The 24,373-nt window shown below is 40.2% G+C and carries 30 protein-coding genes, 2 pseudogenes, 1 riboswitch and 1 other annotated feature; of the genes and pseudogenes, 22 read left to right on the forward strand and 10 right to left on the reverse strand.

The annotated features are described in order from the left end of the window. Positions 1-338 precede the first annotated feature (338 nt). Together FGG79_RS03205 and FGG79_RS03210 are read left to right on the forward strand one after the other, a co-directional pair. Positions 339-1,496 carry a retropepsin-like aspartic protease gene (locus tag FGG79_RS03205; protein ID WP_138776305.1) on the forward strand — a complete coding sequence of 386 codons (1,158 nt, stop codon included), beginning with the start codon at positions 339-341 and terminating at the stop codon, positions 1,494-1,496. A gap of 102 nt (positions 1,497-1,598) precedes the next feature. Further along, positions 1,599-2,269 (forward strand): annotated as a pseudogene (locus tag FGG79_RS03210) (5'-methylthioadenosine/S-adenosylhomocysteine nucleosidase family protein). Positions 2,270-2,837: 568 nt separating this feature from the next. Here the strand turns inward: FGG79_RS03210 and FGG79_RS03215 are convergent. Further along, the gene (locus FGG79_RS03215; protein ID WP_138776306.1) at positions 2,838-3,266 is read right to left on the reverse strand and encodes a hypothetical protein; all 429 of its coding nucleotides are present in this window, start codon (positions 3,264-3,266) and stop codon (positions 2,838-2,840) included. A gap of 496 nt (positions 3,267-3,762) precedes the next feature. Between FGG79_RS03215 and FGG79_RS03220 the strand changes: the two genes are divergently transcribed. The 6 genes from FGG79_RS03220 (at position 3,763) to FGG79_RS03245 (ending at position 6,696) form a co-directional block, all read left to right on the forward strand. Continuing rightward, a complete protein-coding gene (locus FGG79_RS03220) occupies positions 3,763-3,981 on the forward strand; it encodes a hypothetical protein (protein WP_138776307.1) in 219 nt (72 codons plus the stop codon). Between the two features lie 207 nt (positions 3,982-4,188). Beyond that, the gene (locus FGG79_RS03225) at positions 4,189-4,482 is read left to right on the forward strand and encodes a hypothetical protein (RefSeq protein ID WP_138776308.1); all 294 of its coding nucleotides are present in this window, start codon (positions 4,189-4,191) and stop codon (positions 4,480-4,482) included. Positions 4,483-4,544: 62 nt separating this feature from the next. Further along, complete coding sequence (locus tag FGG79_RS03230; RefSeq protein ID WP_138776309.1) at positions 4,545-5,012, forward strand: DinB family protein; 468 nt, start codon at positions 4,545-4,547, stop codon at positions 5,010-5,012. 159 nt (positions 5,013-5,171) lie between these two features. Then, complete coding sequence (locus FGG79_RS03235; protein WP_138776310.1) at positions 5,172-5,498, forward strand: ArsR/SmtB family transcription factor; 327 nt, start codon at positions 5,172-5,174, stop codon at positions 5,496-5,498. A 232-nt stretch (positions 5,499-5,730) separates the two neighbouring features. After that, positions 5,731-6,246, forward strand: a complete 516-nt coding sequence (locus tag FGG79_RS03240; RefSeq protein WP_138777562.1) for an SRPBCC domain-containing protein — start codon at positions 5,731-5,733, stop codon at positions 6,244-6,246. 69 nt (positions 6,247-6,315) lie between these two features. Then, on the forward strand, positions 6,316-6,696 hold the full coding sequence (locus FGG79_RS03245) for a VOC family protein (RefSeq protein WP_138776311.1): 381 nt from the start codon (positions 6,316-6,318) through the stop codon (positions 6,694-6,696). 518 nt (positions 6,697-7,214) lie between these two features. Here FGG79_RS03245 and FGG79_RS03250 read toward each other — a convergent pair. Then, positions 7,215-7,661, reverse strand: coding sequence for a hypothetical protein (locus FGG79_RS03250; RefSeq protein WP_138776312.1), 447 nt, complete (start codon positions 7,659-7,661; stop codon positions 7,215-7,217). A gap of 190 nt (positions 7,662-7,851) precedes the next feature. Here FGG79_RS03250 and FGG79_RS03255 point away from each other — a divergent pair, with 190 nt between their 5' ends. The 10 genes from FGG79_RS03255 to FGG79_RS03285 all read left to right on the forward strand — a co-directional run bounded on the left by FGG79_RS03255 (position 7,852) and on the right by FGG79_RS03285 (position 15,507). Beyond that, positions 7,852-8,547 carry a response regulator transcription factor gene (locus FGG79_RS03255; RefSeq protein ID WP_138776313.1) on the forward strand — a complete coding sequence of 232 codons (696 nt, stop codon included), beginning with the start codon at positions 7,852-7,854 and terminating at the stop codon, positions 8,545-8,547. After that, complete coding sequence (locus FGG79_RS03260; RefSeq protein ID WP_138776314.1) at positions 8,537-9,898, forward strand: sensor histidine kinase; 1,362 nt, start codon at positions 8,537-8,539, stop codon at positions 9,896-9,898. The genes FGG79_RS03255 and FGG79_RS03260 overlap by 11 nt, the downstream gene beginning before the upstream one ends. Before the next feature lie 19 nt (positions 9,899-9,917). After that, positions 9,918-10,100, forward strand: a complete 183-nt coding sequence (locus FGG79_RS21625) for a hypothetical protein (RefSeq protein WP_171050776.1) — start codon at positions 9,918-9,920, stop codon at positions 10,098-10,100. Further along, positions 10,073-10,172: riboswitch (purine riboswitch) on the forward strand. Its footprint overlaps the gene before it by 28 nt. Positions 10,173-10,224: 52 nt before the next feature. Beyond that, positions 10,225-11,226 carry an adenosine deaminase gene (gene add / locus FGG79_RS03265; RefSeq protein ID WP_138776315.1) on the forward strand — a complete coding sequence of 334 codons (1,002 nt, stop codon included), beginning with the start codon at positions 10,225-10,227 and terminating at the stop codon, positions 11,224-11,226. Between the two features lie 398 nt (positions 11,227-11,624). Next, positions 11,625-11,842 (forward strand) — a binding site (T-box leader). Between the two features lie 55 nt (positions 11,843-11,897). Next, a complete protein-coding gene (locus FGG79_RS03270; protein WP_138776316.1) occupies positions 11,898-12,344 on the forward strand; it encodes an HIT family protein in 447 nt (148 codons plus the stop codon). 2 nt (positions 12,345-12,346) lie between these two features. Then, positions 12,347-13,156: a PP2C family serine/threonine-protein phosphatase gene (locus FGG79_RS03275; protein ID WP_138776317.1), complete on the forward strand. Its 810-nt coding sequence runs from the start codon at positions 12,347-12,349 to the stop codon at positions 13,154-13,156. 382 nt (positions 13,157-13,538) lie between these two features. Then, positions 13,539-14,732, forward strand: a complete 1,194-nt coding sequence (locus tag FGG79_RS03280) for an MFS transporter (RefSeq protein ID WP_138776318.1) — start codon at positions 13,539-13,541, stop codon at positions 14,730-14,732. Between the two features lie 107 nt (positions 14,733-14,839). Further along, positions 14,840-15,007 carry a hypothetical protein gene (locus FGG79_RS21630; protein WP_171050777.1) on the forward strand — a complete coding sequence of 56 codons (168 nt, stop codon included), beginning with the start codon at positions 14,840-14,842 and terminating at the stop codon, positions 15,005-15,007. A 34-nt stretch (positions 15,008-15,041) separates the two neighbouring features. After that, a complete protein-coding gene (locus FGG79_RS21635; RefSeq protein WP_171050778.1) occupies positions 15,042-15,212 on the forward strand; it encodes a hypothetical protein in 171 nt (56 codons plus the stop codon). A gap of 76 nt (positions 15,213-15,288) precedes the next feature. Beyond that, a complete protein-coding gene (locus FGG79_RS03285; protein WP_138776319.1) occupies positions 15,289-15,507 on the forward strand; it encodes a hypothetical protein in 219 nt (72 codons plus the stop codon). Between the two features lie 4 nt (positions 15,508-15,511). On the opposite strand, the gene FGG79_RS03290 is transcribed toward FGG79_RS03285, so the two are convergent. Then, a complete protein-coding gene (locus FGG79_RS03290; protein ID WP_138776320.1) occupies positions 15,512-16,015 on the reverse strand; it encodes a GNAT family N-acetyltransferase in 504 nt (167 codons plus the stop codon). 453 nt (positions 16,016-16,468) lie between these two features. Between FGG79_RS03290 and FGG79_RS03295 the strand changes: the two are divergent. Next, positions 16,469-17,341, forward strand: a pseudogene (locus FGG79_RS03295) (AraC family transcriptional regulator). Positions 17,342-17,518: 177 nt separating this feature from the next. On the opposite strand, the gene FGG79_RS21640 reads toward FGG79_RS03295, so the two are convergent. The 3 genes from FGG79_RS21640 to FGG79_RS03305 form a co-directional block, all read right to left on the reverse strand. Next, the gene (locus FGG79_RS21640) at positions 17,519-17,665 is read right to left on the reverse strand and encodes a hypothetical protein (RefSeq protein WP_171050779.1); all 147 of its coding nucleotides are present in this window, start codon (positions 17,663-17,665) and stop codon (positions 17,519-17,521) included. A gap of 344 nt (positions 17,666-18,009) precedes the next feature. After that, the gene (locus FGG79_RS03300; RefSeq protein ID WP_138776321.1) at positions 18,010-18,252 is read right to left on the reverse strand and encodes a hypothetical protein; all 243 of its coding nucleotides are present in this window, start codon (positions 18,250-18,252) and stop codon (positions 18,010-18,012) included. A gap of 71 nt (positions 18,253-18,323) precedes the next feature. Continuing rightward, positions 18,324-18,947 carry an HNH endonuclease family protein gene (locus FGG79_RS03305; RefSeq protein ID WP_138776322.1) on the reverse strand — a complete coding sequence of 208 codons (624 nt, stop codon included), beginning with the start codon at positions 18,945-18,947 and terminating at the stop codon, positions 18,324-18,326. A 354-nt stretch (positions 18,948-19,301) separates the two neighbouring features. On the opposite strand from FGG79_RS03305, the gene FGG79_RS03310 reads away from it, so the two are divergent. Beyond that, entirely contained in the window at positions 19,302-19,808 is a 507-nt protein-coding gene (locus FGG79_RS03310; RefSeq protein ID WP_138776323.1) for a GNAT family N-acetyltransferase, read from the forward strand. Positions 19,809-19,918: 110 nt separating this feature from the next. Here FGG79_RS03310 and FGG79_RS03315 read toward each other — a convergent pair whose 3' ends face one another. Both FGG79_RS03315 and FGG79_RS03320 read right to left on the reverse strand, forming a co-directional pair. Further along, complete coding sequence (locus FGG79_RS03315; RefSeq protein WP_138776324.1) at positions 19,919-20,101, reverse strand: CsbD family protein; 183 nt, start codon at positions 20,099-20,101, stop codon at positions 19,919-19,921. Positions 20,102-20,306: 205 nt separating this feature from the next. Further along, complete coding sequence (locus FGG79_RS03320; RefSeq protein ID WP_138776325.1) at positions 20,307-20,657, reverse strand: potassium channel family protein; 351 nt, start codon at positions 20,655-20,657, stop codon at positions 20,307-20,309. A gap of 280 nt (positions 20,658-20,937) precedes the next feature. Between FGG79_RS03320 and FGG79_RS03325 the strand changes: the two genes are divergently transcribed. Then, positions 20,938-21,582, forward strand: coding sequence for a hypothetical protein (locus tag FGG79_RS03325; protein WP_138776326.1), 645 nt, complete (start codon positions 20,938-20,940; stop codon positions 21,580-21,582). Positions 21,583-21,746: 164 nt separating this feature from the next. Here the strand turns inward: FGG79_RS03325 and FGG79_RS03330 are convergent, their stop codons facing one another. Then, positions 21,747-21,953 carry a capping complex subunit for YIEGIA gene (locus tag FGG79_RS03330; protein ID WP_138776327.1) on the reverse strand — a complete coding sequence of 69 codons (207 nt, stop codon included), beginning with the start codon at positions 21,951-21,953 and terminating at the stop codon, positions 21,747-21,749. A 6-nt stretch (positions 21,954-21,959) separates the two neighbouring features. After that, entirely contained in the window at positions 21,960-22,877 is a 918-nt protein-coding gene (locus tag FGG79_RS03335) for a YIEGIA family protein (RefSeq protein WP_138776328.1), read from the reverse strand. A 237-nt stretch (positions 22,878-23,114) separates the two neighbouring features. Here FGG79_RS03335 and FGG79_RS03340 point away from each other — a divergent pair, with 237 nt between their 5' ends. Then, the gene (locus FGG79_RS03340) at positions 23,115-24,356 is read left to right on the forward strand and encodes an ATP-binding protein (RefSeq protein WP_138776329.1); all 1,242 of its coding nucleotides are present in this window, start codon (positions 23,115-23,117) and stop codon (positions 24,354-24,356) included. Positions 24,357-24,373 lie beyond the last annotated feature (17 nt).

The raw sequence follows: 24,373 nt of genomic DNA on the forward strand, positions 1-24,373 counted from the left end.
CCTTCCATTAACCTACAAGACAATCAGCAACATACTTCATTCTTGTGATTTCACCATTTGTATAAGCTATTATCATGTTAAATTATTATATTATATTTGTAAAATATAGAAAAAATGAAAGAGTTAGGAACTTATCCTGGGTTAAGTTGCCCGGGGCTCCTACCGGTTTACCCTAACTACCTTTATTTTTTTAGGAGATGCGAAAGTAGGGTGGAATCCGTCCCCTATTAACCCGCAGAAATTCCCTATTGACTTTAGTTGATTTCCACACCATACTCATCCACTTTTTGGTATACTATTTGTAATAAATTTACATAGTTATAAGGAGTGATTCTTTAATGAAAATGGAGAGATTGAAGACGTTTCATTTTCCTGAAGTTGAATCAAATGAGAAAAACAATGGATTTTGCGCTGCTTTAACATTGATCACAGAAGGAGAAGACCTTCTTGCCATTCAAGAATTGAAGAAAATTTATGCGACTACAGATGACTCTTCATTAAAGAGTAACGCTGCCAATCTATTGTTTGAATTGTATTTTGCAAGATCAGAATGGAATCAAATGGAATCCGAAGGGCTGCTGGACGAACCCACCATAGAGAAAAGCAATCGAATAATTGGAAAAGCCTGCAATATGTCTGACTCTGCAGAGATCTCTTTCTCGGATCAACCTATACGCATTCCAATGATCCCAAGTCTCACAGGTTGCCCAACGATTGAAGTTTTACTTAATGGAGTAAAGAAATGCTTCTGGTTAGATACAGGTGCTGGAATGAGCGTTGTTTCACATTCTTTAGCAAAAGAATGTCATATTGATTTGTTAGAAGAGAAGGAAATGGTAGTGGGAAATTCAACCCATCTAGATCTGACTACGAATCTAGCATTTATTGATTCGATTGAAATAATGAATCTTCAAATTCGCAGACAACCGGCTCTAGTCCTGTCTGATCATCTTCTGGAGATTCAGATTCCTAACACGAAAGAGATCATGGCGATTGACGGGATTATCGGGTGGGATGTTATTCAACATTTACATCTGGAAATTGATTATAAACAGAAACAAGTATTAATTAAGAAACCAGCTTGTAAGGAACCAAAGGAAAGAAATCTATTTTTCTGCGGAGCTCCCATTGTAAAGGTTTCAGCAAATACACAAACGCCATTGTATTTCGGCTTAGACACCGGGGCAAATAAGACTCATTTCGGGCAGCCGCTTCTAACAAAAGTTGATGATCTCCAAGTAGAGAACAGAACCACCCATGCAGGAGGCCTTGGTGACTTGAAAGAAAGAGAGATAAAGAGCCTTGAAGCCTTGAGCGTTCAGTTATCTCCCCACCAGAATCTCACCTTTCAAAATGTAAGAATGATGCTAACTGATTTTGCCACATTCTTTAAACTTGATGGTGTATTCGGGAGTGATATTGGGAAGGATGGCCGATTGGTTATTGATTACGTAAATAGGGTGTTTGAAGTTGTAGTTTCCAATGATGAAATATAAATAAATGGCTTAACCTGAAGGCAGGGGTCCCCAGTTATTCTAAATTCAGCACGTGTATAGACATTCAATCGTGACAAATTATATTTGTAGGGTGAAAAGTCGATGATAGGAATAAGTGTAGCAACGAAGTGGGAATATGAAGCGACATTGGAATATTTCGGCATAAAAGATAATGAACGTGTCGGTTATCCTTATGGCGAGTATTTCATTAGAACAATTAATGATATCGAACTTGTTTTTTATAGTACCGGTGTAAGAAAAGTAAATGGTGTTGGTGGTAATCAGTATATGATTTCTACATTTAATTTAACGAAAGTAATCGTTGTTGGAACCTGTGCAGGAATAGATGATACGTTCACTAATTTGGATATTCTGGTACCCAATAAAGCCGTTCAATATGATTGCACAGTAAAAGAAATCGAGCCTCTTATTAAACAATCCTTCGTAGTCGATATTGATCTATCAAAATATGGGAATGATTTTTATACCGGAACCATTGGCACCGCTGATAAAGCAGTGGTTATGTGGAAGGACTATTTAGAACTTAAAGAAAACGAAATAACAATAGCCGATACAGAAGCCGGTGCAATTGCTTATATCTGTAAGAAGAATGATGTTGAATGTATTATTATTAAAGGAATATCTGATTTTCCAACAGATGAAAGAAACACTGATAAATTAGAATCAAACATTGAACAAATTAATGTGTATTTAGAAAACACACCCAAAGTGATAACAAAATATTTGGCGAATATTTAAAAAGATTTATATAGGGTAGAGTGGGGACGGATCCCACTCTACTTTTCTTTTTTTACAAAGGAAAAAAACCTCGTTAAAAAAAAGCTCCACTTCACGGCTGGGTTCACCATGAAAAGTAAGATATGAACCGTCCATAGTTGTCATTATGTTAAATCTCCTACATTAAGAATGCGAGGTCGTATGAGGTGTTTATTGAGGAATGAATATATTTAAGCTTCCATTAAGGATTGTTTAAGGTTCGTTTAACTTACTTCCTTTATAATGATGAAATCCGGGACAACAATTGATTTAAATAGTATGTTAAGTGGGTGAGGACAATAAGTTTCTTATTATATTTTGTTGTGGCATGGGGATTAACAGCTTGTGATTCTGAAGCTACAGTCGGGATGAAGGGGAACATCGTGATTGTCCCTGAGCATTATTTTGGTGCCTGACCTCTAGGAGGTCAGGCACCGTTTTTTGGTTGTATTAATGGGAAGTCTAACAAAAGAAAAACCGAAGAAATGAAGTGTGGATCATGGTGGAGGGAACACAGAAGTAAGGACAAGGTAATCGTCATTACGTTTGTTGGGGAAATGACGGTTACCTTTCAGCTCGATTCTCAAGGGTGAAAACCCGTTTATCGATATCTGTTATTCTTGTGTTCAGATAATGAAAGTCCGTTTCAGAACGTTGGTTGCCTACTTTTAACAAAGCAATGACATCTTCTGTTTGAGAAGATTCGATTCTGTTAACCGTTTCCTTTATCTCTTTCAAATCACTTCCGAACTCCTTCATATTACCATCGAGTCCTTGTACATTACTTTCAAGTCCTTGCATATTACCATCGAGTCCTTGCACATTACTTTCAAGTCCTTGCATATTACTTTCAAGTCCTTGCACATTACTTTCGAGCCCTTTCATATTACGGTCAAGTTCTTTCATATTACGGTCAAGTTCTTTCAAATTTCGGTCGAACTCCTTCATGTTACGTTGAATATCGGATAACATGTTCACAATTTGCTTTTCCATTTTTTCACCTCCTTGATACTATTATAATTGAAATTAATCGATGATACTACCCTGATGGGATTCACTTGATGAACACGTTATGGAAAATAAGTACGTCAATGTGGTTTATAATACAATGTGGAAGATCTCTTTTAGATTACTCCTCGATTCAAAGGGAACGATCTCTAAGTCGTTATGACTCGACCCAAACATATTATAGGCACCTGCCCCAATACTCTAATGTTGGGGGCAGGTGCCATTTTATTAGCTTTATAGAAATGATTAAAAGTATCGTTAACCACAAGTGTTGAACCTTAAAAAAAATTAATGTAGGGGAATTTTGCGGAATTCTCTAATCCTGTATGGTAAGTTATTATTTGGAAATGTAGTATTTCTATACTATAAAGGAAATACCTAATTCTATTCCAAGGTTTCTTATCCTTCATACCTTTGTCAAAATCTATTGACCCTATAGGTAACAGTGAAATCCATTCCCCAGAAAAGGATGATGATGATAATGGAAAACCGAAAAGAGAAACTAACCTTCCTCGGATATTTCCTCGTATTCCCATTCTTATTTATTACAAGCTTCTTGCTATGGGGGGGTGTAATAAAAGGAAATGAACTATGTGTAGTGTCAACAGATGCATTGTCGATCATAGGGATCTATTATATCCTCACGAGTATGATTTTTAGTTTTGTTATAAGGAAGCAAGTAAAGATTGAAAGAGAATAATATAGAATGCAGTTTAAGAAGGGACCTCAGGATATCAGAGGTCCTTTCTTGTTTTCAATTTGAGTGAATGAGGACGGATCCCACTCTCCCTAAAGTAGGATGGGATCCGTACCCAGTTAACCTTTTTAATAAGAATGAAGGATTCATCTCCTATTTTATCGAATTCAAGTAATAGGTTAGTATAACTAAAGAATAAGGCGTTAATCAATGACATTTTTAAAAAATCTAAATGAAATAGTTGATTTTAAAGCTACTTTAGAGGATGGATATAGGGATATTATTGAATTATCGAAGAGATGTAGGTTTTCTAATTGCTCTCATACGAAAGAAACAGATTGTGCAGTGAAACATGCGATTGATGACGGGATTCTTTCGAAGGAAACATTCACTTCATTCTATAGAGAGAAGAATGAAGCATTGTATGTTTCAAATCAACTTAATAAAACGAAAGCAATTGAGTATATGAAAAAAAGGGATCTTTTTCGAGATCCGCCTTTTTAGTTGATTCCGTCAAATAGAAACTATTAATCGGAGATAACTATTATTGGAGAGAAGTGATACGCATGATGGTACAAAAAGATGAAGTAGTAAAACATCATGTAAATATGATTGCATGGTCTCAAACATTAAATAATCTTTCAAGTAATCAATGGTTTAGTCCCATAAAAGAAAACAAGTGGAGCATAGCAGAGATCATCAGTCATTTGATTCCATGGGATGAATTTGTTTTAGAATATCGTATTCCTTATTTTAGCTCTAACGATTCTCTGCCTAATTCTCCCGATAGAGATGCAGTAAATGAAAGAGCTGCTTTAGAGGGCAGAAGTGCCGAAAAATCTGTGACTATTAATAGATTCATTGCCTCTAGGACTAAATTACTTGAGTGTATTGAGAATATAAGTAGTGATTTGTGGGATAAAACATTCCGAATTGGTGAAACAGAACTAACGGTTTATCAATATTTTAAAGGGCTGACTGAGCATGATACTCATCATAAAAAGCAAATCCAAGATTCCCTTACTAAACATTGATTTATAAGCGCGATATTCCATGGGGAGTGTGGGGTCAGTCCAGCTGCTACATTTTGACTGATTCGAAAAAACTGAATGTAGGTGCCTGTCCCCGTGGTTCCTTCAAAATATCTTAAATATTCCTTGACGGGAATATTCATTTTGGGGTATATTATAAATATGAAAACCATATTAAATGCTCTCGCCGAGCCAAATCGCTTGCAAATAGTCGAACTTCTGCGTGATGGACCTCTTACAGTGGGGGATATCACTGACAAACTACGAATGAACCAGCCGCAAGTTTCAAAACATCTCAGAGTATTGAACCAGTCAGGTGTCGTCGAAGTCCAGCCAATCGCCAATCGGCGTTACTACAAGCTAAGACCCGAGCCGTTTAAAGAGTTGGATACGTGGGTGGATTCTTACAAACACCTTTGGAACGAACGATTTGATCGTTTAGAGGACTACCTGCACAAAGTAAAACGAAAGGAAGTAGACGACGAATAATCCGAAGTAGTTCATGGGTCTGCCATGTCCATGAGGTCGTGCCTAGAGAAAATTGGAAATGTAGGAAGAAAGACAGAAGGAGTTAAGGACTTTCTGAAGAATACTACAATCGGTTACTTTTTTAGCAAGATGTTGAGATCAAGACTATCACATCTTAACATCATTACTTTCCCAAGCTTGATGTTGTTACTTGTCACTTGATCAATTCATGTGAAATGGAGGAAACGAAATGATAAACAACAATCCTATGTTGTCTAGAGTGGAGGATAACCGGATGCTTGTGCTCGAGAGGATCTTCGATGCACCGCGTGACTTGGTGTTCACGATGTTTAAAGAACCTGAGCATCTCAGAAGTTGGTGGGGCCCAAGAGGCTGGGAGCTTCCTGTTTGCCATGTGGATTTCCAACCGGGCGGTATCTGGCACTACTGCATGAAATGCGTTGATCCAGACCAGGGTCAATTCTTCGGAATGGAATCTTGGGGAAAAGGGGTTTATAAAAAAATCATTGAACCGGAAAAAATCGTCTACGTCGATTCTTTCTCGGATTCTGAAGGCAATACGAACGAAGACATGCCATCAACGGAAGTTACATTGGAATTCATCGAAATGGGCAGCAAGACGAAGCTGATCAGCCGCTCTGTCTACTCTTCGGCGGAAGCCCTTAAGACCGTTACGGACATGGGGATGATACAAGGAATCACTGAAACGTGGGACCGTTTGGAAGAAGCACTTCAGTTGCACAAATAAAGAAAGATCTCGGACGCATCTGAAGTAATAGAAACAGAGTTAACTTATTCTAAAGGAGTGTAAAAATCAATGATAAATAAAGTCGGTCAAATCATGTTGTATGTCAATAACCAAGATGAGGCGGTACAATTTTGGACAGAAAAAGTAGGATTTAGCGTAAAGTCTAAGGAAGATAACGATCAAGGAATGAGATGGATTGAAGTGGCTCCAACAAAAGAGGCAGAAACAAGCATCATTCTGCACAATAAGGATTTCGTTGCAAAAATGTCACCTGGATTAAATCTCGGAACCCCTTCTTTAATGTTTTTCACTGATCAATTTGATGAATTGTATACGAATCTTTCCAATAAAAAGATCAAAGTAGGTGAGATCGTCAATATGCCTACTGGCAGGGTATTTAACTTTGCTGATCATGAAGAAAACTATTTTGCCGTAATGGAAAATAAGTAAGTCACTTTGGTTTATATAACCAGGTGGAAAATCTGTTTTAGAATACTCCTCGATTCATGGGGGGTGTAATAAAAGGAAATGACCTCTGGGCAGTGTCAACAGACGCATTGTCGATTATAGGAATCTATTATATCCTCACAAGTATGATTTTTAGTTTTGTGATAAGGAAGCAAGTAAAGATTGAAAGAGAATAATATAGAATGCAGTTTAAGAAGGGACCTCCGGATATTAGAGGTCCCTTCTTGTTTTCAATTTCATCTAAGAAGCAAGAGAACCGTCCCCGTGCTTCACCCGTTCTTCATTCTTTTCTTTCATAAAGTAAATACGCATCTACAAATCCAATGATAGCAACAACAGAGTAACCAAGTGTAGTGTCCAAATCTTTGCTTTTCAGTGCTATAAAAGCAAAGATTAGACCTATTATTATTAGAATTAAACAAATGATGTTATTCCTCATACTAATTTTCCTCTCACTCATAAGAAACTTGCCTTTGTCACGAATACATCCTTTCATCATCTCACCGAATGTACTGCTTATTCAAAAATTGTTTAGCTTGTATATGATTAGGCTCCAATGACAGCATCCTTTTCGCCGTCTCATAGGCTTCTTCCTCACTTACTACTTGATTCGGTATCATATGTAAAAATAAGAGATTGGAAAGATAGCCGACCTCTTGTCGATCGGTTAATTCAACACACCGCCTTGCATGATAGAGGGCAGCATAATAAGCACCATCCAAGTAACTTAGTGGATTCACCATCAACCTGAACGCCATTTCGTGTAACTCAACGTTTTCCTTTTCGACTAGTAAACTCATAATGTATGAGTAATTCGCAATACTCGAATCATTGAATGCGATATCCATTAGTTCTGCATCCAGTTCTGAATAGGATAGTTCTTTCGTGCTTACTTTTGCTTTTTCAAACTGTCCTTTTAAAATATATTCTTTCAGTTGATTGGTCATTTATCGTTCCCCACCTGTTATGACTATTTAATAGATTTGGCCTGTCTGACCAGTAACTCATTCATTGTACACAACTTTCTTAACCCTAACCTTAAGGCAACCTTAAATTAACCATAAATCTCAAAAATCATCCTCAGTTTCATGGTAAAATAGTATGAACATTCGATTTTACAAGACTGGGAGTAAGTGTATGGCAGAATTGATCTATATAGCAGAAGATGATATGGAAATAAACGAATTAATCACCCTTCATTTACGGAATGAGGGTTATCAAGTAGAGCAAGCCTATGATGGAGCTGAAGTGATCCGAAAATGCAGGAGTAAGCGCCCAAGCCTTCTCATCCTTGACTTAATGATGCCGAAAGTGGACGGGTTTCAGGTGATCAAGGAAGTTCGGAAGTGTTGCAAGGTTCCGATCATGCTGCTGACTGCGAGGGCGGATGATGCAGATAAAGTATTGGGGTTTGGGCTCGGGGCAGATGACTATGTCGTGAAACCCTTCAGTATGATAGAACTGGTATCGAGAGTGAATGCCCAGATCAGAAGGTATATAGATTATAGTGTGGTGGAAGAAGAGGTTGTCTTACGAAACGGATCCCTCGAGTATCACCCAATTAATCAAACGGTGACGAAAAACGGGGAAAGGCTCCTATTGACCCCGAAGGAGACGAAGCTATTATCTATTTTCGTAAAGAATGTGAACCGGTTGTTTACGAAGGCACAACTCTATGAGCGTGTATGGAACACAGACTACATCGGTGACAGCAATACGATCATGGTCCATATCAGTCGAATCAGAGAGCAGATCGAATCAGACCCTAAATCCCCGACGTACATCACGACGGTAAAAGGGCTCGGCTATCGGATGGAGAACCATGAAGACTAAACCGATCCTCCTTAAGAAGTCTATTTCGATTACCAAACAATTTTTTATAAACTATGCGTTATTGTTTATCATCATACTCGGAGTAGGGACGTTCACCCTGTTGGCCAACTACGTGTATGTCGAGACCGTGTATGAGGACTTGGATCAGGATTTCCTTAAAGAGGCGTATGAAGATGCGAAGAAATCAGGGATGAAAGCAGCATTCAAGAAGCATGAGCTGCCGAAAAATGCCTACCTTGAAATCGTCAGTCCCGATTATAAGGTGACCGATCAATTCAATAGTCCTCACAAAGTCGGGTATAACTATGGATTGAATGAATTTCTTAAGAACACCGATACGTATGATACGGATTTATATATACCAGATAAGGAGGAAGAATATTTATTACTCTATTTTCCCGCAGATGACTATTTCCAATTAGATGATGTGTTCTTCTTCACCATCATCTTCTTCATGGTGTGCTTGATCGTGATTCTGTATTGGTATGTGAAGAGAACATCGGTCCAGCTCATTCAGCCGATTCAAAAGCTTCTGAAGGGAATCGATTCGATTTCTTCAGGAAACTATGGGGAGAAAATCGAGTTCGAGGCGAATCAGGAGCTGAACCAGTTGAAACAGAACATTAACCAAATGGCAGGGACAATCGGTACGGAAATCGCATTGAAGGAAAGGTCCGAACAGTTGAGGAAAAGACTCATTCTGGATATTTCTCACGATTTGAAAACACCGCTAACCAATATACAGGGGTATGCTGAAACGTTGAATAGCTTTACTCATCTGAGTCGATCAGATCAGCTGAAATATACCGATATCATTGTGTCTAACAGCAAGAGAGCAAACCGCCTTATCCATGACCTGTTCGAACTGTCCCATATGGATATTGACAGCGATCTCATTTCCCTTAGTGAACATGATATGGCCGAGTGGCTCCGTACCATGTTGTCTTCGTTTGTAGAAGAGTTCGAAGAAAAAGGGATGGAGTATCACTTAGATATCACAGAACAGCCTCTGATGGTGAAGTTTGATCCCTCCAAGATGGAGAGGGCGATTTCGAACATTCTCCATAATGGCATGGCGTATAGTGATGGATATCTATCCATATCACTACAGCAGAAACAGAACCATGCAGTGATGATCATTGAAGACAGAGGAATCGGGATCCCTGCTGACTACCACGAAAAGATATTTGAACCGTTCGTACGGATCGATGAATCCCGGAATGGTGAGACCGGGGGAACGGGACTGGGACTTTCCATTGCGAAGAAAATCGTGGAACTACATGGCGGATCCATTGAGTTGGATCGGAAGTATGACGAGGGATGCAGGTTTTTGGTTGTTTTTGGTGTTTGATAATCTGGCGTTCTTTTTTATGAGACTGATAGCTGAGCATTTCGGTGCCGGACCTCTGTTTCGCCAGCGTAGCGGGAGTATGGCACCGTTATTCAATCCAACAGTGGGAAGCACAAGAACCGTCCTTGTGCTTCCACTTGACAATCAACAAAAAATTTATTATCGTAGTAAAAAACTTAATACGATTCTCACATTCGTATAACTCCAATAATATGGTTTGGAGGTCTCTACCAGGAACCAAAAAATCCTGATTACGAAGAAGATACCTTTATGTGTATTTTCTTCGTAATCAGGATTTTTTTTATTGAAAATTAGGAGGTACAACAATGAATTATTCTAAAATGCCTAAGATTGAACTTCACTGCCATTTGGATGGGAGTGTCAGACCTGAGACGATTATTGATATTGCCAAGAGAGATGGCATTGATATCCCTTCCTTTAATAAGGATGAGATGAAAGCAGAGCTTATTGCCCCACTCGACTGCGAATCACTGGATGAATACTTGGAGAAATTCTCGATCCCTAATGCCGTTATGCAGTCAAAAGAAAATTTAAAAAGAATCACCTATGAGCTTTATGAAGATGCAGCCAAGGAACAAGTGAAATATATGGAAGTTCGGTTTGCCCCATTGCTTCATACCCAGCAGGGATTATCTGTAGAAGAAATCATTGGAAGTGTAGTCGAAGGGATGAAAGAGGCAGAGGAACACTTTGATGTTAAAGGGAACATCATTTTGTCTTGTATGAGAACGATGTCGCCGGAAAGCGCCTTTGAAGTCGTCGAAAAGGGGAAGAGCTTTCTTGGAAATGGAGTCGTAGCGGTTGATTTATGTGCGTCCGAAGAGGAAGGATTCTGCGGGACATTCATTGAGCCCATCGCACTGGCGAGAGAATATGGCTACAAAGTCACCATCCATGCAGGTGAAACGGGAATTGGAAGAAATGTGCTCGAGGCTGTTGAATGGTTGGGAGCAGAGAGAATCGGACACGGTGTATATATTACAAATTGTCCAGAAGCTTATCAGATTGTTAAAGAAAAAAAGATCGTACTTGAAATCTGTCCAACGAGTAATGTTCAAACGAAAGCCGTCAAACAGTTTCGAGATCACCCGCTCTACGATTTTCACAGGGACGGTATAAAAATTACCATCAATACCGACAACAGAACGGTATCGGATACCACGATGACAAAGGAATGTGATCTAGTCTGGAGCGAGTTTGAGATGAGTGATGAAGATTATAGAGAAATCTATATGAACAGTGTGGAAGCTTCATTTGCGAGTGATGAGGTAAAGGAAGGGTTGAAAAGGTATTTGTTGGATAGGTAGAAAGCATGAGGACGGTTAGGCTGCTTCGTTTTGATTTGAAAGCTAGCACGAGAACCGTCTATGCGCTTCTTGATTCTGCTCACTGCATCATGAACCTTTTCGTGATGAGGCTATCAATTTACGGTTTTACATATGGGAATTCTAGCAAACGAAAAATTGAAGAAGTAGAGTGTGGTTCATGGTGAGGGGGGGGAACGAGTAGGAGGTATAAGTGTATCGTCAACGTTTGTACCGAGATCCGAACTTCTTCATATTACCTTCGAGCCCAGGCACATTACTTTCAAGTCCTTGCATTTTTCGGTCCAACCCTATTTCATAAATAATGATATATGTACACAATAAAAAAATTATTTATTGACAAGTGAATTGGTAAAATATAGAATATTCAAAAAGATATACGAAACGCTTTGATTAGGAGTAGTAAGGACACGTTATTGTATAGAGAGCTGTCGTATGGTGAAAGACAGTCAATAACCTCCCCAACTCGCCTAGGAGTGGATAGATTGATATGTAAATCTATACGGTTAACTTCCGTAAACGAGTCTTGAGAAGTTTCTATTCAAAAGAATTGAAACAAGAAGAGTGGTACCACGATATAAATCCTATCGTCTCTTTATGAGACTGTAGGGTTTTTTTGTTTTTAAAATACTATTTATGGTGGGGGATTAAATATGGAAGAACGTTGTTTTATTTGCGATAAGCACGCTGGTGATATTGAAACATCCGGTGTATCGATATACGAAGACGAATATGTTTATGTAGGGCACATTGATCGAAACGGTAAACCAAACTATTTAGGTCACTTAATGATTGATTTAAAAAGGCATACTCCGTCACTTGCCGATATGACGGAAGAAGAAGCAAAAGCATTTGGCGTCATAATGACAAGAGTCAGTAAGGCTCTAATGGAGTCAGAAAAGGCTGAGCATATCTATTCACTTGTTTCAGGAAATTCAGTTTCGCACCTTCATATGCACATAGTAGCTCGTTATCCGCATACACCGAAAGAATACTGGGGTCCAGTGGAGGTGTACGATTGGGGAGAAGCTCCTATGGGAGACAACGTTGAAGTGGTGAAACTATGCAAACGTATTAAATCATATATGGAGAAAAACTGAGCATGACAAATCCAATTCGTGAATTCAGTCGGATAGGGAGTCAAACACATCATGTAGACAACATCAGCATCCATAACATTCATCACATCACATTAGGACGTTTTGGAGGGAATTCTGCTGCCGGCCAGTATAAGAATGAAGATGGATGTTTAATATGGACTGATGTTAAAAGAGATTGGGAATTTGTTGTGATCCTGGATGCTCATCATTCTGCGGAAAGTGCTGAATTGGTCATAAATCACCTTTTAGCATGGAAGACAGAAATACAAAGCCTATTGTCCATGACGTATGATCAAACCTTTAAAAGAATAGAAGAAACCATACTAAGAATGTTTCAGGAAGAGACGTTTCTTTCCGATTGTCGAAGAGTTCAAGGGGAAACAGCTTGTTTAATCGTTTTAAGAAAAAACAAGTATCTGTGGTGGTTCTCAATAGGGGATTGCCTTTCATATCTATTTCATTCGGACCTCGCTCAATACGGTCAATTCCAGATTAATCAGAGACAATTTTATGAATGGGTTGGCCAAGTTAACACATTTAATCAAGTCGTTCCTTGCTATAGTAGTGGAATTAGAGAACTGCGAAAAGGGATGAATCGGCTTCTCTTAACCACTGATGGATTAGTTGAAAGTCCTAATGAATCATATTCTAACCCTAAAGATATCTATAACGAAATGGAGTGTCAGCAACTAAACGATGGAATCAGGGCTATGCTGAAAACCATTCAAGAAAATAATGTAAGAGATAGTACAACCATCATCGCTTGGGACGTGAATGTAACGATAGATGTCACTGTGCCAAGTGATGAATGAATAATGACAGTGCTTGCTTTATAAGTGGAGTTGGGTGAAGGTTGGGAACAGATCACATATACCAAAAACTATAAAGGTGCCTGTATCAGAAGAATCCCACTTGTCTAGAATTGGAAAGGGATATATAATATAAATGATCTTAAATATAAAGGAGGGAAAATCATGCGTACGTTCACTGTAGACATCAAAGCTAAGAAAAAATACCTTATCTTCATGATGTCTATTATTGGAATTTCAGCCGTTCTCGGGACAAGTCTGTCCTATTTTAGCTGACATACCATCAATGTGAACGAACGTATGATTTCCTGATAATAGCGAAAGCTGCGGGGAATGATTCCCTGTGGCTTTTTTTACTTTTATGTTTAAGAGAGGACGAAATTCAATGATTAAAACTAAAAACAATATATATCTGCTATATTTCTATCTATTTTTTGCTCAGTTATTTTTTGACCGGGCTTTGTGGGTCATCTACCTTGGCGATAAGGGAATGACATTCGGTGAAATCGGCATACTAGAAGCTTTACTCCATTTGGCCATCGTACTGTTTGAGGTTCCGACAGGGATGATTGCTGATTTGTATGGGAGGAAGATCAGTCTGGTGGTCGGGAATGTGTTCAGCCTTCTATATGGGCTGTTCATGCTGCTGAGTGGGTCGTTTTCCATGTTTACGCTAGCCTTTTTATCCATGGGACTCATGGTCACCCTCCACTCGGGAGCCGAGCAGGCATTTGCTTATGACACATTGAAAAATGAAAAACGTGAAAAGGATTATACCAGGGTAATCGGAAGCATGACGGCCATTTCCCTCTTATCGTTGAGCCTTGCCAAATTCCTTGGAGGCTTCTTGGCAGAGGTTAGCTGGGAATGGGTATATGGTTCCACCATCTTCACCCATATCCTTGCGGTGATTCCGCTGTTGTTCATGAAGGAACCGGAACGTGAGAAGACGGAGGATGTCGGCGGGCGATGGTATAACCAGTGGGTTCATCAATTCAGATTAGGCATCAAGGTGTGGAGGAATAATCAGGTGATCCACGCGCCAGTTGTTCTCTTTATCTTAGCAAGTTCGGTCATGGTGATCATGGTGTTCTACGGGCAGGAATACTTCGTGGCATTGGGCTACTCTTCAGTGGTCGTGGGAGCTGTGTTTACGATTGAAGGACTACTGGGGGTCGTAATGGCTAAGATTGCATACAAGGTGGAGGAACGATTCCAATTCTTTAATATCCTTTATTACGGCTTAGGGCTGTTCCTTGTGTTTTTCATCCTGTTCATCTTTGCAACGGACTGGGCGATTCTGTTATCGTTTCTGATCCTTGCTCAGCTTTTGAGCCTGTTCGAACCGATTTTCAGCTCATTTGTGCAACAATTTCTGAACAGTAACATCAGGTCTACCTTCCTTTCTCTGATCGGGTTAATGGAAAGCTTCGTCATCATGATCAGCTTCCCGTTATTCGGGTTCGCGATTGAACACATGGGATTTACCGATGGATTTGCGTGGCTGCTTTTGATTTTCTTTGTGTTGGCAAGTGGGTATTTGGTTGTTCAGAGGTTTAACATGCAACGAAGAAGGTAAGGATGGAGCTTCTCACTTTTAGGTGAGGGGCTTTTTTTGTGTGAGAAAAAGATTGTGAAGTAGTAAATGATTTGAAATAATTGGAATATAGGGTAAGGAGGGATCCAATGAACGGGCTACTTTTGCAAATCGTATTTGCTTGTGGAATAATATACGGTTTCATCACGCTTTTTATAGCTATTAAAAAGAACGGGAAAAGAGAATGGAACCAGTTGATTCTGGCGCTTTCGTTGATCGTTGTTTGTGCAGCATCATTCCTGATAGCACTGGAGTAATGGTTTAAGAAGTAATGACCAGAGGGAGGAAAACATGAAAACAGGTATGCTGTTCTTCATAATCGGTTTGGTGATGATTATGCTCGGGATCTATTTATCAGCTTACTGGGGAAGTATAGGAACTCTGATAAGTATTGTCGGCGGGTTTATGCTGGGGACTAGTAGTTACTTTTTTGGAAAAGAACAAGTTTCGAAGACTAAATAAGCGTAGAATAGCATAGTGCTCAAATGGGTGCCTATTCTCGAGATAAGCTTCTTTTTTTTGAGAAGGTGAGAATCTCATGGAAAAGAATAACTTTAACGAAGAATCGTATAATGAAAGATTTAGAGAAGTTGGGTCTAAAGCAGGGAATGACCGTCATCGTACATTCTTCATCAAACTAACTGTGAGAATAATGGGTGATCCGATTTCCCTGATCCTGGCATTGAAAGCAACAGCCAGGATGGAGGGGAGCATCGTGATTTCCCGACTGTGTGCCACTGTTTCATATCTAATATAAATTTCTAGAGATCGCGTACGTTCCAAACGATTTCACCTTGCTTTTCCCATGTGCTGTGGTGCCGCTCAAATCCTATCTTATCTAGCACGCGGAGGGAAGCATTATTCCATGCGCCTACAGTCGACCAAAGCCTGTGACGACCGGTAGCAATCGCAGCCTCCATGACCGCAGATGCTGCTTCAGTTGCATAGCCTTTACCGTGAGCGCTGCGGAACAGCTCATAGGCGATCTCCGGCTCTTCAAGTGTGGAACGACCGTTAATCAAGCCGCAGTATCCGATGAAATCACCTTCTTCTCGGCGGCGAATAGTGAGAAGAGAAATGCCATATTCGACTGCTTTCTTGCGCATTTCGATAATATCACTACGAGCGGATTCAAGAGTCGGCATGTCCCCACCACGTTCGCCAACTAGTTTACTTATCCAGGCTGCATCGGATTCTTCCCACATACTTAGGTCAAGTCGTTCGGTTTTCAGCTGGAACGCCATAGCTTTAAAGAAAGTTTGCATAGTAGAAACCTCCTAGTGATGTCACCGCACTTTTAATTACTTCACTTCTTTTCACAACATCAATTTGGAACCCTTTTTGATCAGAGGATCTATTTTCCAAATCTCGCTAAAGGAACAATGAACGCTTATTTATTTTGAAAATTCTGTAATCTTAGTTTATCATAAGTTGTGTTAACTGAGAAAGGAAAGTATGGGGACGGTTTTGCTGCTGCGTCTTGAATGAAAAGGTAGTACGAGAACCGTCCAAACGCTTTCTCATTTGCATATCCAAAACAAAGTAAGCCCCTTTCTTATAGAAAGTTTTTATTGAGTAAGTTCCTTGGTTTTGAAATAATTGGGATTAAGTTAAAGCTGAGGTTAGTTGAACAATGGATAGACCCTACATAATTGTGCACACATTGTCGGGAGATTAGGTTCACCTACTGCTATTCTATTGATATGGAGGTCATTGAATTGGATTTGCTCAAGAATATGAATAGTGCCATTAAATTTATTGAAGAAAATCTTACGAGCGATATTGATTTTAAAGAAGTTGCAAGGCAATCTTATTGCTCGGAATATCATTTTAAGAGGATGTTTTCCTTCTTAGCAGGTATTTCACTATCCGAGTATATCCGTCGAAGACGACTTACGCTTGCAGCGTTTGATCTTAAAGATACCAAAATTAAGGTTATTGATATAGCGGTAAAGTACGGGTACAGCTCACCTGACTCTTTTACAAGAGCTTTTCAAAATGTGCATGGTATTACACCATCAGAAGCGAGAAATAATGGGCATTCACTTAAAGCCTATCCACCGATGTCCTTCCAATTATCTATTAAAGGAGGCAGTGAAATGAACTATAGAATTGAAAAAAAAGAGGCATTTCGTATTATTGGAATTAAAAAAAGAGTTCCGATCATTTTTAACGGTGTTAATCCAGAGATTGCTTCTATGTGGGAAAGTTTAGACGAGAAAACGATAAATGATCTTAAAAAAAGATCGAATGTCAAGCCATTAGGATTGCTTAGTGCATCTGTTAACTTTTCTGAAGGCAGATTGGAGGAAAAAGGGGAGCTTGACCATTATATAGGTGTTGCAACAACGAGGGAGTGTCCAGATAACTTAACACTGCTTGAAGTTGATGCATCTACATGGGCGGTATTCGAAGCAGTCGGACCTTTTCCTGAAACACTGCAAAATGTATGGGGACGTATTTATTCCGAATGGTTTCCATCCTCTAACTATGAACAAATGGAAGGGCCAGAAATCCTTTGAAACGAGAAAAAAGATGTAACCCTCCCAACATTTAGAAGTGAAATATGGATCCCCGTTTTGAAAAAGTAAGTATTGCCTTAAGATTTATTCATAGAGCTGTTTTTACAGCTCTTATTTATTTTCACTGACTTACGTTGGCGAAGACGGAATATAAGCTACTGAATACAAGCAATGGGGACGGTTTTGCTGCTTCGTTTTGATATGAAGGGATCCATGAGAGCCGTTCCTACGCTTCCCCGTGCTTCCTTAAATATTATCTGTATTAATCCTTGGCGCTTCCGGGTTAAGAGCTGCTGTTGCTCTAGCATTATCGTTGTGTCGATCGTTTTTATTTCCATTATCGATTGTTCTGTATTCTTCTATGTCTTTGGAAGTTTTCTTTTTGTCGGCCACCATAACACCTCCTACGATTAATATGCTCTATTCACTATTTCTAATGCTATTCAACACTAAAGTTTGCCTAAACAGCGCAGGTTTTTGTAATCGTGAGTCGATTTGAACTATTGGTATTAAGTTAAGGGTAGAATTGTTGAGGACAATCTCGAAAGAATTAGGAAGCTGTTTCACGAAGCAAGCTTCAACAATGTGGAAGGTCAATTGGGGTCACTCCAGGATACAAAGGAAACGGTATAAGAGTGATTGTAGCTTAATTTAGATTGCGATACTTGGCTGAACTCTTGGGGGTTTATGGTAAAAACGGTACCTGTCCCCGTGGTCGGTCAGGTACCGTTTTGGGGCTAAGGACGCTCTAGCACTTTAGCCAGCATCCCATGCACGACCTCATGATCACGCACATCATGTAATCGATACTCCTCACCTGGAAGCGAATACCATTCCTCAGCCCCTACATAGGTGATGGAAAGTGTGAGAACACCATCTTCATCACAAGTCGTTACCAGTTCAAGCTCACCACTGATTACGCCGACTTCAGATGTCATGACACCGTGGGTTGCGGTAAAGATTGTTGATTTCTTTTCCATATTTATTTCCTCCCATTATGTATGAACAATGCCCGTACGAGCTGATTGTACGGGCATTTCCATTATTCGAATTAGTAAATGCAGCTGTTCAGCATACCTTGAAGTGCGGATTTCTCTGAAGATTGGAGGCTTAAGCCCCACTTGTACTTCGTGCTGATCCACCATTTCGAGTAACCGCAGGCAGCGCCGGAGCGTGTCGGTTGCCATGTGGATGGATCCTGGTCACCTTTGGAACGGTTGGAGCTTGCGCTGACGGCGATCAATTGCGGGCCGTCAAGATCGTTAGCGAAGTCTTCACGCTTTTGTGTGGTCCAGCTACTGGCACCGGAGCGCCACGCTTCAGCAAGCGGAACAACGTGGTCGATATCAAGGTCGGAGGGATCGGTGAAAGTGACTCCATCATAGTAACTGTACCAATCGCCGGAGGCCACTGGGCAGCTGCCGGTATAGCTATCGGCGTCACGCTGTAAGACGAGCTGGCGGGTGTCACATCCGTTACCCTGACCGATCCAGTGGGGAAATTTGTCCCTGGAGTAGCCGGACATGGAGCCTTCTGTTTTCACAGTCAGCGCGTTCAACTGAGATTGGGCCGTGGACTTGGACGGTGTGCCGGGCGGGAACGCTAAGGCAGACGGCAGGAATAAAGCGAACGAGAGAAGTAGGGCAACAACAAACAACATTGATTTCTTTAGCATGAAATGGCCTCCTGTATGTACTTTTTTTATATCAACATTTCATTCCTGAGAGAATGGCATGTTAATAGTAAAACAATGTAGTAAGGGATTGAATATGAGGACTGGGCATTAGCTAACTTCGCTTCTACTTGTCATGATAGTGGATGGAATAACATTCTAACAAGTTAAAATTTTGTAAATGGTCACACTTTACAAACGTTGAAACTTTGTTCCTGTTTCTTTGTAATCATCTAGTCGCCAAGGTTAAGCAAAATAGTGAGTCGTTGCACCTAGATGGGAGGGGCTATCACAACAGCACCAATTATTGGTAATATAATCGTTAGATAGACAAATAAGAGAATTGGAGGACAAATCATGATCCATATCCATAAAGGAAACCCAAGTCACGTGCAAGGGATAAAGAAAGTCTGTTCCGACGGGTACTGGGCAACGTATGGGGATATCTATACGAAAGAATATATTGAGAGAGTGATAAAAGAGTTTTATAACCATGAACGCATACTGGAGGAAGTGACAACATCGGACTGGCATTGGGGAGGGTATGTTGTTGCAATGGAAAACGATGAAGTCATTGGCGCTGGTGGAGGAGGGATGATCGGCGACTCAGATGGAGAAATCTTTGTCTTATATCTGGATCCAACTAGACGCAATGAAGGAATAGGCACTTTATTGTTAGACGTGATCACTCAACAACAGAAAGAAGAATTCAAAGCCAGTAAGCAGTGGGTGTCTGTGCAACAAGAGAACCAGAAAGGGATTCCTTTTTACGAAGCGAGAGGATTTGTGTATGAACACGAGCAGCCTGTTTATGGGAATGAAGGTGGGGATTATCGATCGTTGAGGTATTCCCGTATCATTTGATGCTGCTTCTTCTTTAACCAAAAAGGAAGCACGGGGGCCGTCCCTGTGCTTCCTGATTCATGGGCAATGGAGCTTAAATCCAGTGAGCAGTGGCAGCTACCTGATTGCAGTTACCAACTCTTTTTAAAAGATTCCTTCACATCGCCAACCTTTTCTTGAATCTTCCCCTTATCCTTGTCGCGTTCGCCTTCCGCAATTTTAGAATCGTCGTTTGTAAGTTTGCCTAATCCTTTCTTCAAATCTCCCTTTGTCTGATTTCGCTTTCCTTTTACTTGATCATGATTTTCTTGCATTTTTCACTACCTCATTTCTATAATTTGATGACTTATTATTCTTTATCCAAATGGAATAAAAAATAAACAAAAAGGTAGTCGAAAGGAAATGGGAATTTATGCTAATCGAGTAACAAGAAAGAAATATCAGGTGGGATTTTTATACCAACGCTGGCTAGGAATGCGTGGGGATGGTTCTGCTGCTTCCTAAAAAAAAAAAGGAATGCTATTCACGCCAAGCATTCCTTTTTTTCTTTTCCGGTTTCTGTATCATGGCATACGCAACATATCCGATCAATCCAATAAATACCCCGTTACCACTGAAAATGTAAATGATGGTGAATACCTTTCCAAATGTGGTTTGAGGTTCGAAACTTGGATGTCCAATGGTACTGAGTGTTACCACACAAAAATAAAGAGCGTCTATTACTGACAAGCCCTCCTGCATCACATAGAATGTGGTGCCTGATACTAACAAGATTAATACCATTGCAAAAAGTACTTGGAAATTCTTTAGTTTAAACGCTTGCCATAACGCTTTCACCAAGCGTTTCAACGCGAGAAAAAATGAAATCATTTCTGTATGCTGCTCCTTTGTTGATCATAGATTATGATTTTCTATACCTGATAGCATAACAGATTGAGCAACATGATGAGAAGAACGAAAGGGAAACCCCTTGATCTGGTCTTGAAAAGAACCACGGTGCCTGTCCCCACGGTTCTATCCCCATGGTTCTAAATTCACACACCTCTAGAATGAGGTTTTTATATATTAGCTGTTGAATATTTCATGAATGTAAGTTTAACTTATATTATACATAATATGGAATTGAGAGAGTAATAGGGGGAAAGGATTTATGGATAAAATTAAAAATGAAGGTATTGGTATGAAAAATATACTCATATTCATGACGATCTTATTTGCAACGGTGTTCTTGCTTATGGCTTGCAGTGGAGCAGCAAAACAGAACGGAAGTCATGATGACCCTGAAGTGGAAAGTGTAGAAAACGATGAGTCCGCGCCAGACGGAGCTGAAACGGATGGTTCCTTTGATTCAGTAAGTATGGAAGACACGTCCTCAAATGATGAGGGGATTAGTACAGAAGACAGCCTTTCTGGATACACTTCAGAGAAAATTGAATACGCTCGCGTCTGGTTACAGGTGAACGGAAATAAAGACGTGGAAAAACTGAGCGTTCTCCACATTTCAGCCGGTGAGCAGCTGAATCCTTATGATGACGACAGTGTCGGTTATCCAGAAGATGTTATTGTGTTAACCGGCAACGCCATGGCTGATGGGGTTATCACATATAGCAGCAATGGGGACGGCACGATTAATGTGTATGATGTTCCATCCCATTGGCCAAGTAGTCAACAGTTAGAGAAGTCTATGGAGGATTATACGAAAGCGATTGTTGAAGGTACGGAGCAGGTTTCGGTTGGTAATGGGGAAGATGATGAGGTGATTCGTTTAATCGGAAAGATCAACAGTCCGAGTTAAGACTCCCGCCTGAATCATTCCGAAAGAAGAGATGTTATGAGATAATGAAGCGTAGTGTATGAAATTAAACAAATCCTTAGTAAAGCAGATTTGTCCCTAAACACGTTTATCCAGGGGCAAATCCGCTTTTTTGTTTGGGAGAATATAGTCCCTATGATGCTCCTTTATACTCGAATGACCAAATAATCACCGTTTGTCATCTGTACCACATCCGCCTTCATTCCTTTTGCTATATCGACGGTCATTTGTTTTAACTCCTCTATATTGTCACTGTATAAAAGTAGTGGTCCCCCGTTAATAACCCTGCTCCGGTCTGAAGTTAGATAGGCCAATATCTGATAAGACGGTTTCATTGAATCTTCCCTGCTCACAGCGTCTCACCCTTTCAAGTTGGTTTTCATCACAGCATGAGATTTTTTCGTACTTTCTAGTAATGGACACTTTTTGACGGCTTCAATGAAGGCATCTATGTCTCGCTTTACAGGTACAATGGTAATCATGACTTTGCCATCCACATAGTCCTTTCTTGTGAACTGATACCGTTTGACACCCAATGCTCGGCATGCTTCGAACAAGGCGGCCTGCCGCTGACCGAAGTTATCCAGGTTGATTCTGAAATGATTTTCTTTCGGATAAATGACGACAGCCATTCCTTCTTCTGTAAACAGCTTTTCGGCGTTGTCCGTTCCGAGGAGGTTGCTGACATACATGTCATCAACATATAGGGATGACTGTTTGACTTCTACCTTTCCTTCCTTTACCTCTGCGATATCTCCGATCGTCTTGCCTTTTGTGAATCGTTGTAAATAATAAAGCAGCAAGAAACCGGCCAACGCTCCCCCTGCTATACATACCAACAGGTTATTAAGACCAAACGCATTATGGAGAAGGGAGATGGTGAGAGAGGTGACAAGTGCGACGATAAATGCAAGATAGTTTCTTGCTTCGAACGTTTTGGCAATCCCGTCAATGTAGGCCTTTCCCCGATAGGTGAATTCCGTTTCCTCCAGGTCACTCAGACTTTCCTTTTCCATCTTTCGGACGTCTCTAAATTGCTGGAGGGCCAATGTCAGGAACGTCACGGCCACGAAGTTCTTGCTCAGTAAAGCAGGAATCGCCACTGCGCCAAGTGACGCTGCTACAAATCCTGTGATGATTTGAATAAAATAGCCATTCGGGTAGCTTGGATACTGCCTATAATCTTCTTTGATAGTCATGATTCTCGCCAATGTTCCAATGATGATAGCACTTGTGATCGTCAATAGTTCGTTTGATGTTAAATCAGTTGGTTCCATGGAGTCGCCCCACCTCTTTTAATGAAGGAATAATTTGGATTAGTATAAGGGTAAAGCTCAGGAATTATGCAGTGTTATCTTTATTAGATGAATGAGATGATCATACAACCTGTGTTTCTTTGGGAAGAACCATTCAAGCGCTTCTGGTTTTTTGTCGAACGATGTGGGATAAGGAAAGGATTTCCTAAAAGAATGTCGAAGAATTAGAGTAGACGTTTTTCTTAAAGGAGATCTTGTATGTTAGAGACTGTCCATCATTTAATTCTGCATGTGGTATTTATTCTATTTACGATTCTTCTTTTTCAAATGGTTACGAGTGATTCGGACAGCGGAACAAGAGGGTTTACCTTTACGTTTTTCATCATGAACCTTGCTGTTATCGTATTCACCATGATCTTCCCCGTTGTTTACTCAAGCGGATATGTGTACGATTTCAAGGTGATTCCCATCATCCTTGCCTTTCTCTATGGTGGGAAGAGAGTGGGATTTAGTACGTTCTTCGCTATGCTCGTCATCGGTTTGTTTACGGACCATGTATGGATTTTGTTGCTTATGAATTATGCGATATATGGTGTAGTGCTGATCCCTTTATCTAAATGGTACGGGAGGTTAACCTGGAAGAACAAAATGCTCTTGATTTCGGTTTTTTATTTGTTTATCCCGGTTACAAGATCCCTTTATTTACTCCAGCACAATGAAACAGAGCAGCTCCCGTTTGTGGCAAGCTCCACCTTGATCATATGGATCACACTGATTCTGGCCATTTATTTGATTGAAAATAGACTGGAACAAGTCAGGATGAAAAAAGAGCTTATGAAGGCTGAAAAGTTTAATGTCGTAAGCGAGTTAGCAGCCTCCGTCGCACACGAAATCCGAAATCCTATGACGACCGTCAGAGGGTTCATGCAGCTTCTGCAGAGAGAAACGTTAACAGATGAACAAAAGAGCTTTATCGACATATCCATAAAAGAATTGGACCACGCACAAGACGTCATCAATCAATACCTTTCCCTTGCCAAGCCCCAGACGGAGGAGTACGAGGTGTTCAGTTTGACCGAGACCATGAATGAATCTGTTGGTGTCATGTCTACTTATGCCGTTATGAACAGCATTGATATGAAGAAAAACATTGAAAAAGATTTGATGATCAAAGGGATGAAGATTGAGGTGAAGCAAGTATTGCTCAATCTACTGAAGAATGCCATCGAAGCGGTACAAGAAAATGGAGAAATCACGGTTGGTGCCAGTCGTCATAAAGATCGACAGGTGATGATCACCATTCAAGATAATGGAGCCGGGATGCCTCCGGAACAACTTAAAGTATTGGGCAGGCCCTATTATTCGACCAAGGAAAAAGGGACGGGACTTGGATTGACAGTAAGTTATCAAATTGTCAAACGGATGAAGGGTGAAATTCAGGTGGAAAGTGAGGTGGGAGAGGGGACTACGTTTAGGATTTTTTTGCCCTTAGGTATTTAAAAACAGCTTAATCAATA

The organism is Bacillus sp. BHET2 (genome assembly GCF_005938125.1).
GTDB lineage: Bacteria > Bacillota > Bacilli > Bacillales > Bacillaceae_B > Rossellomorea.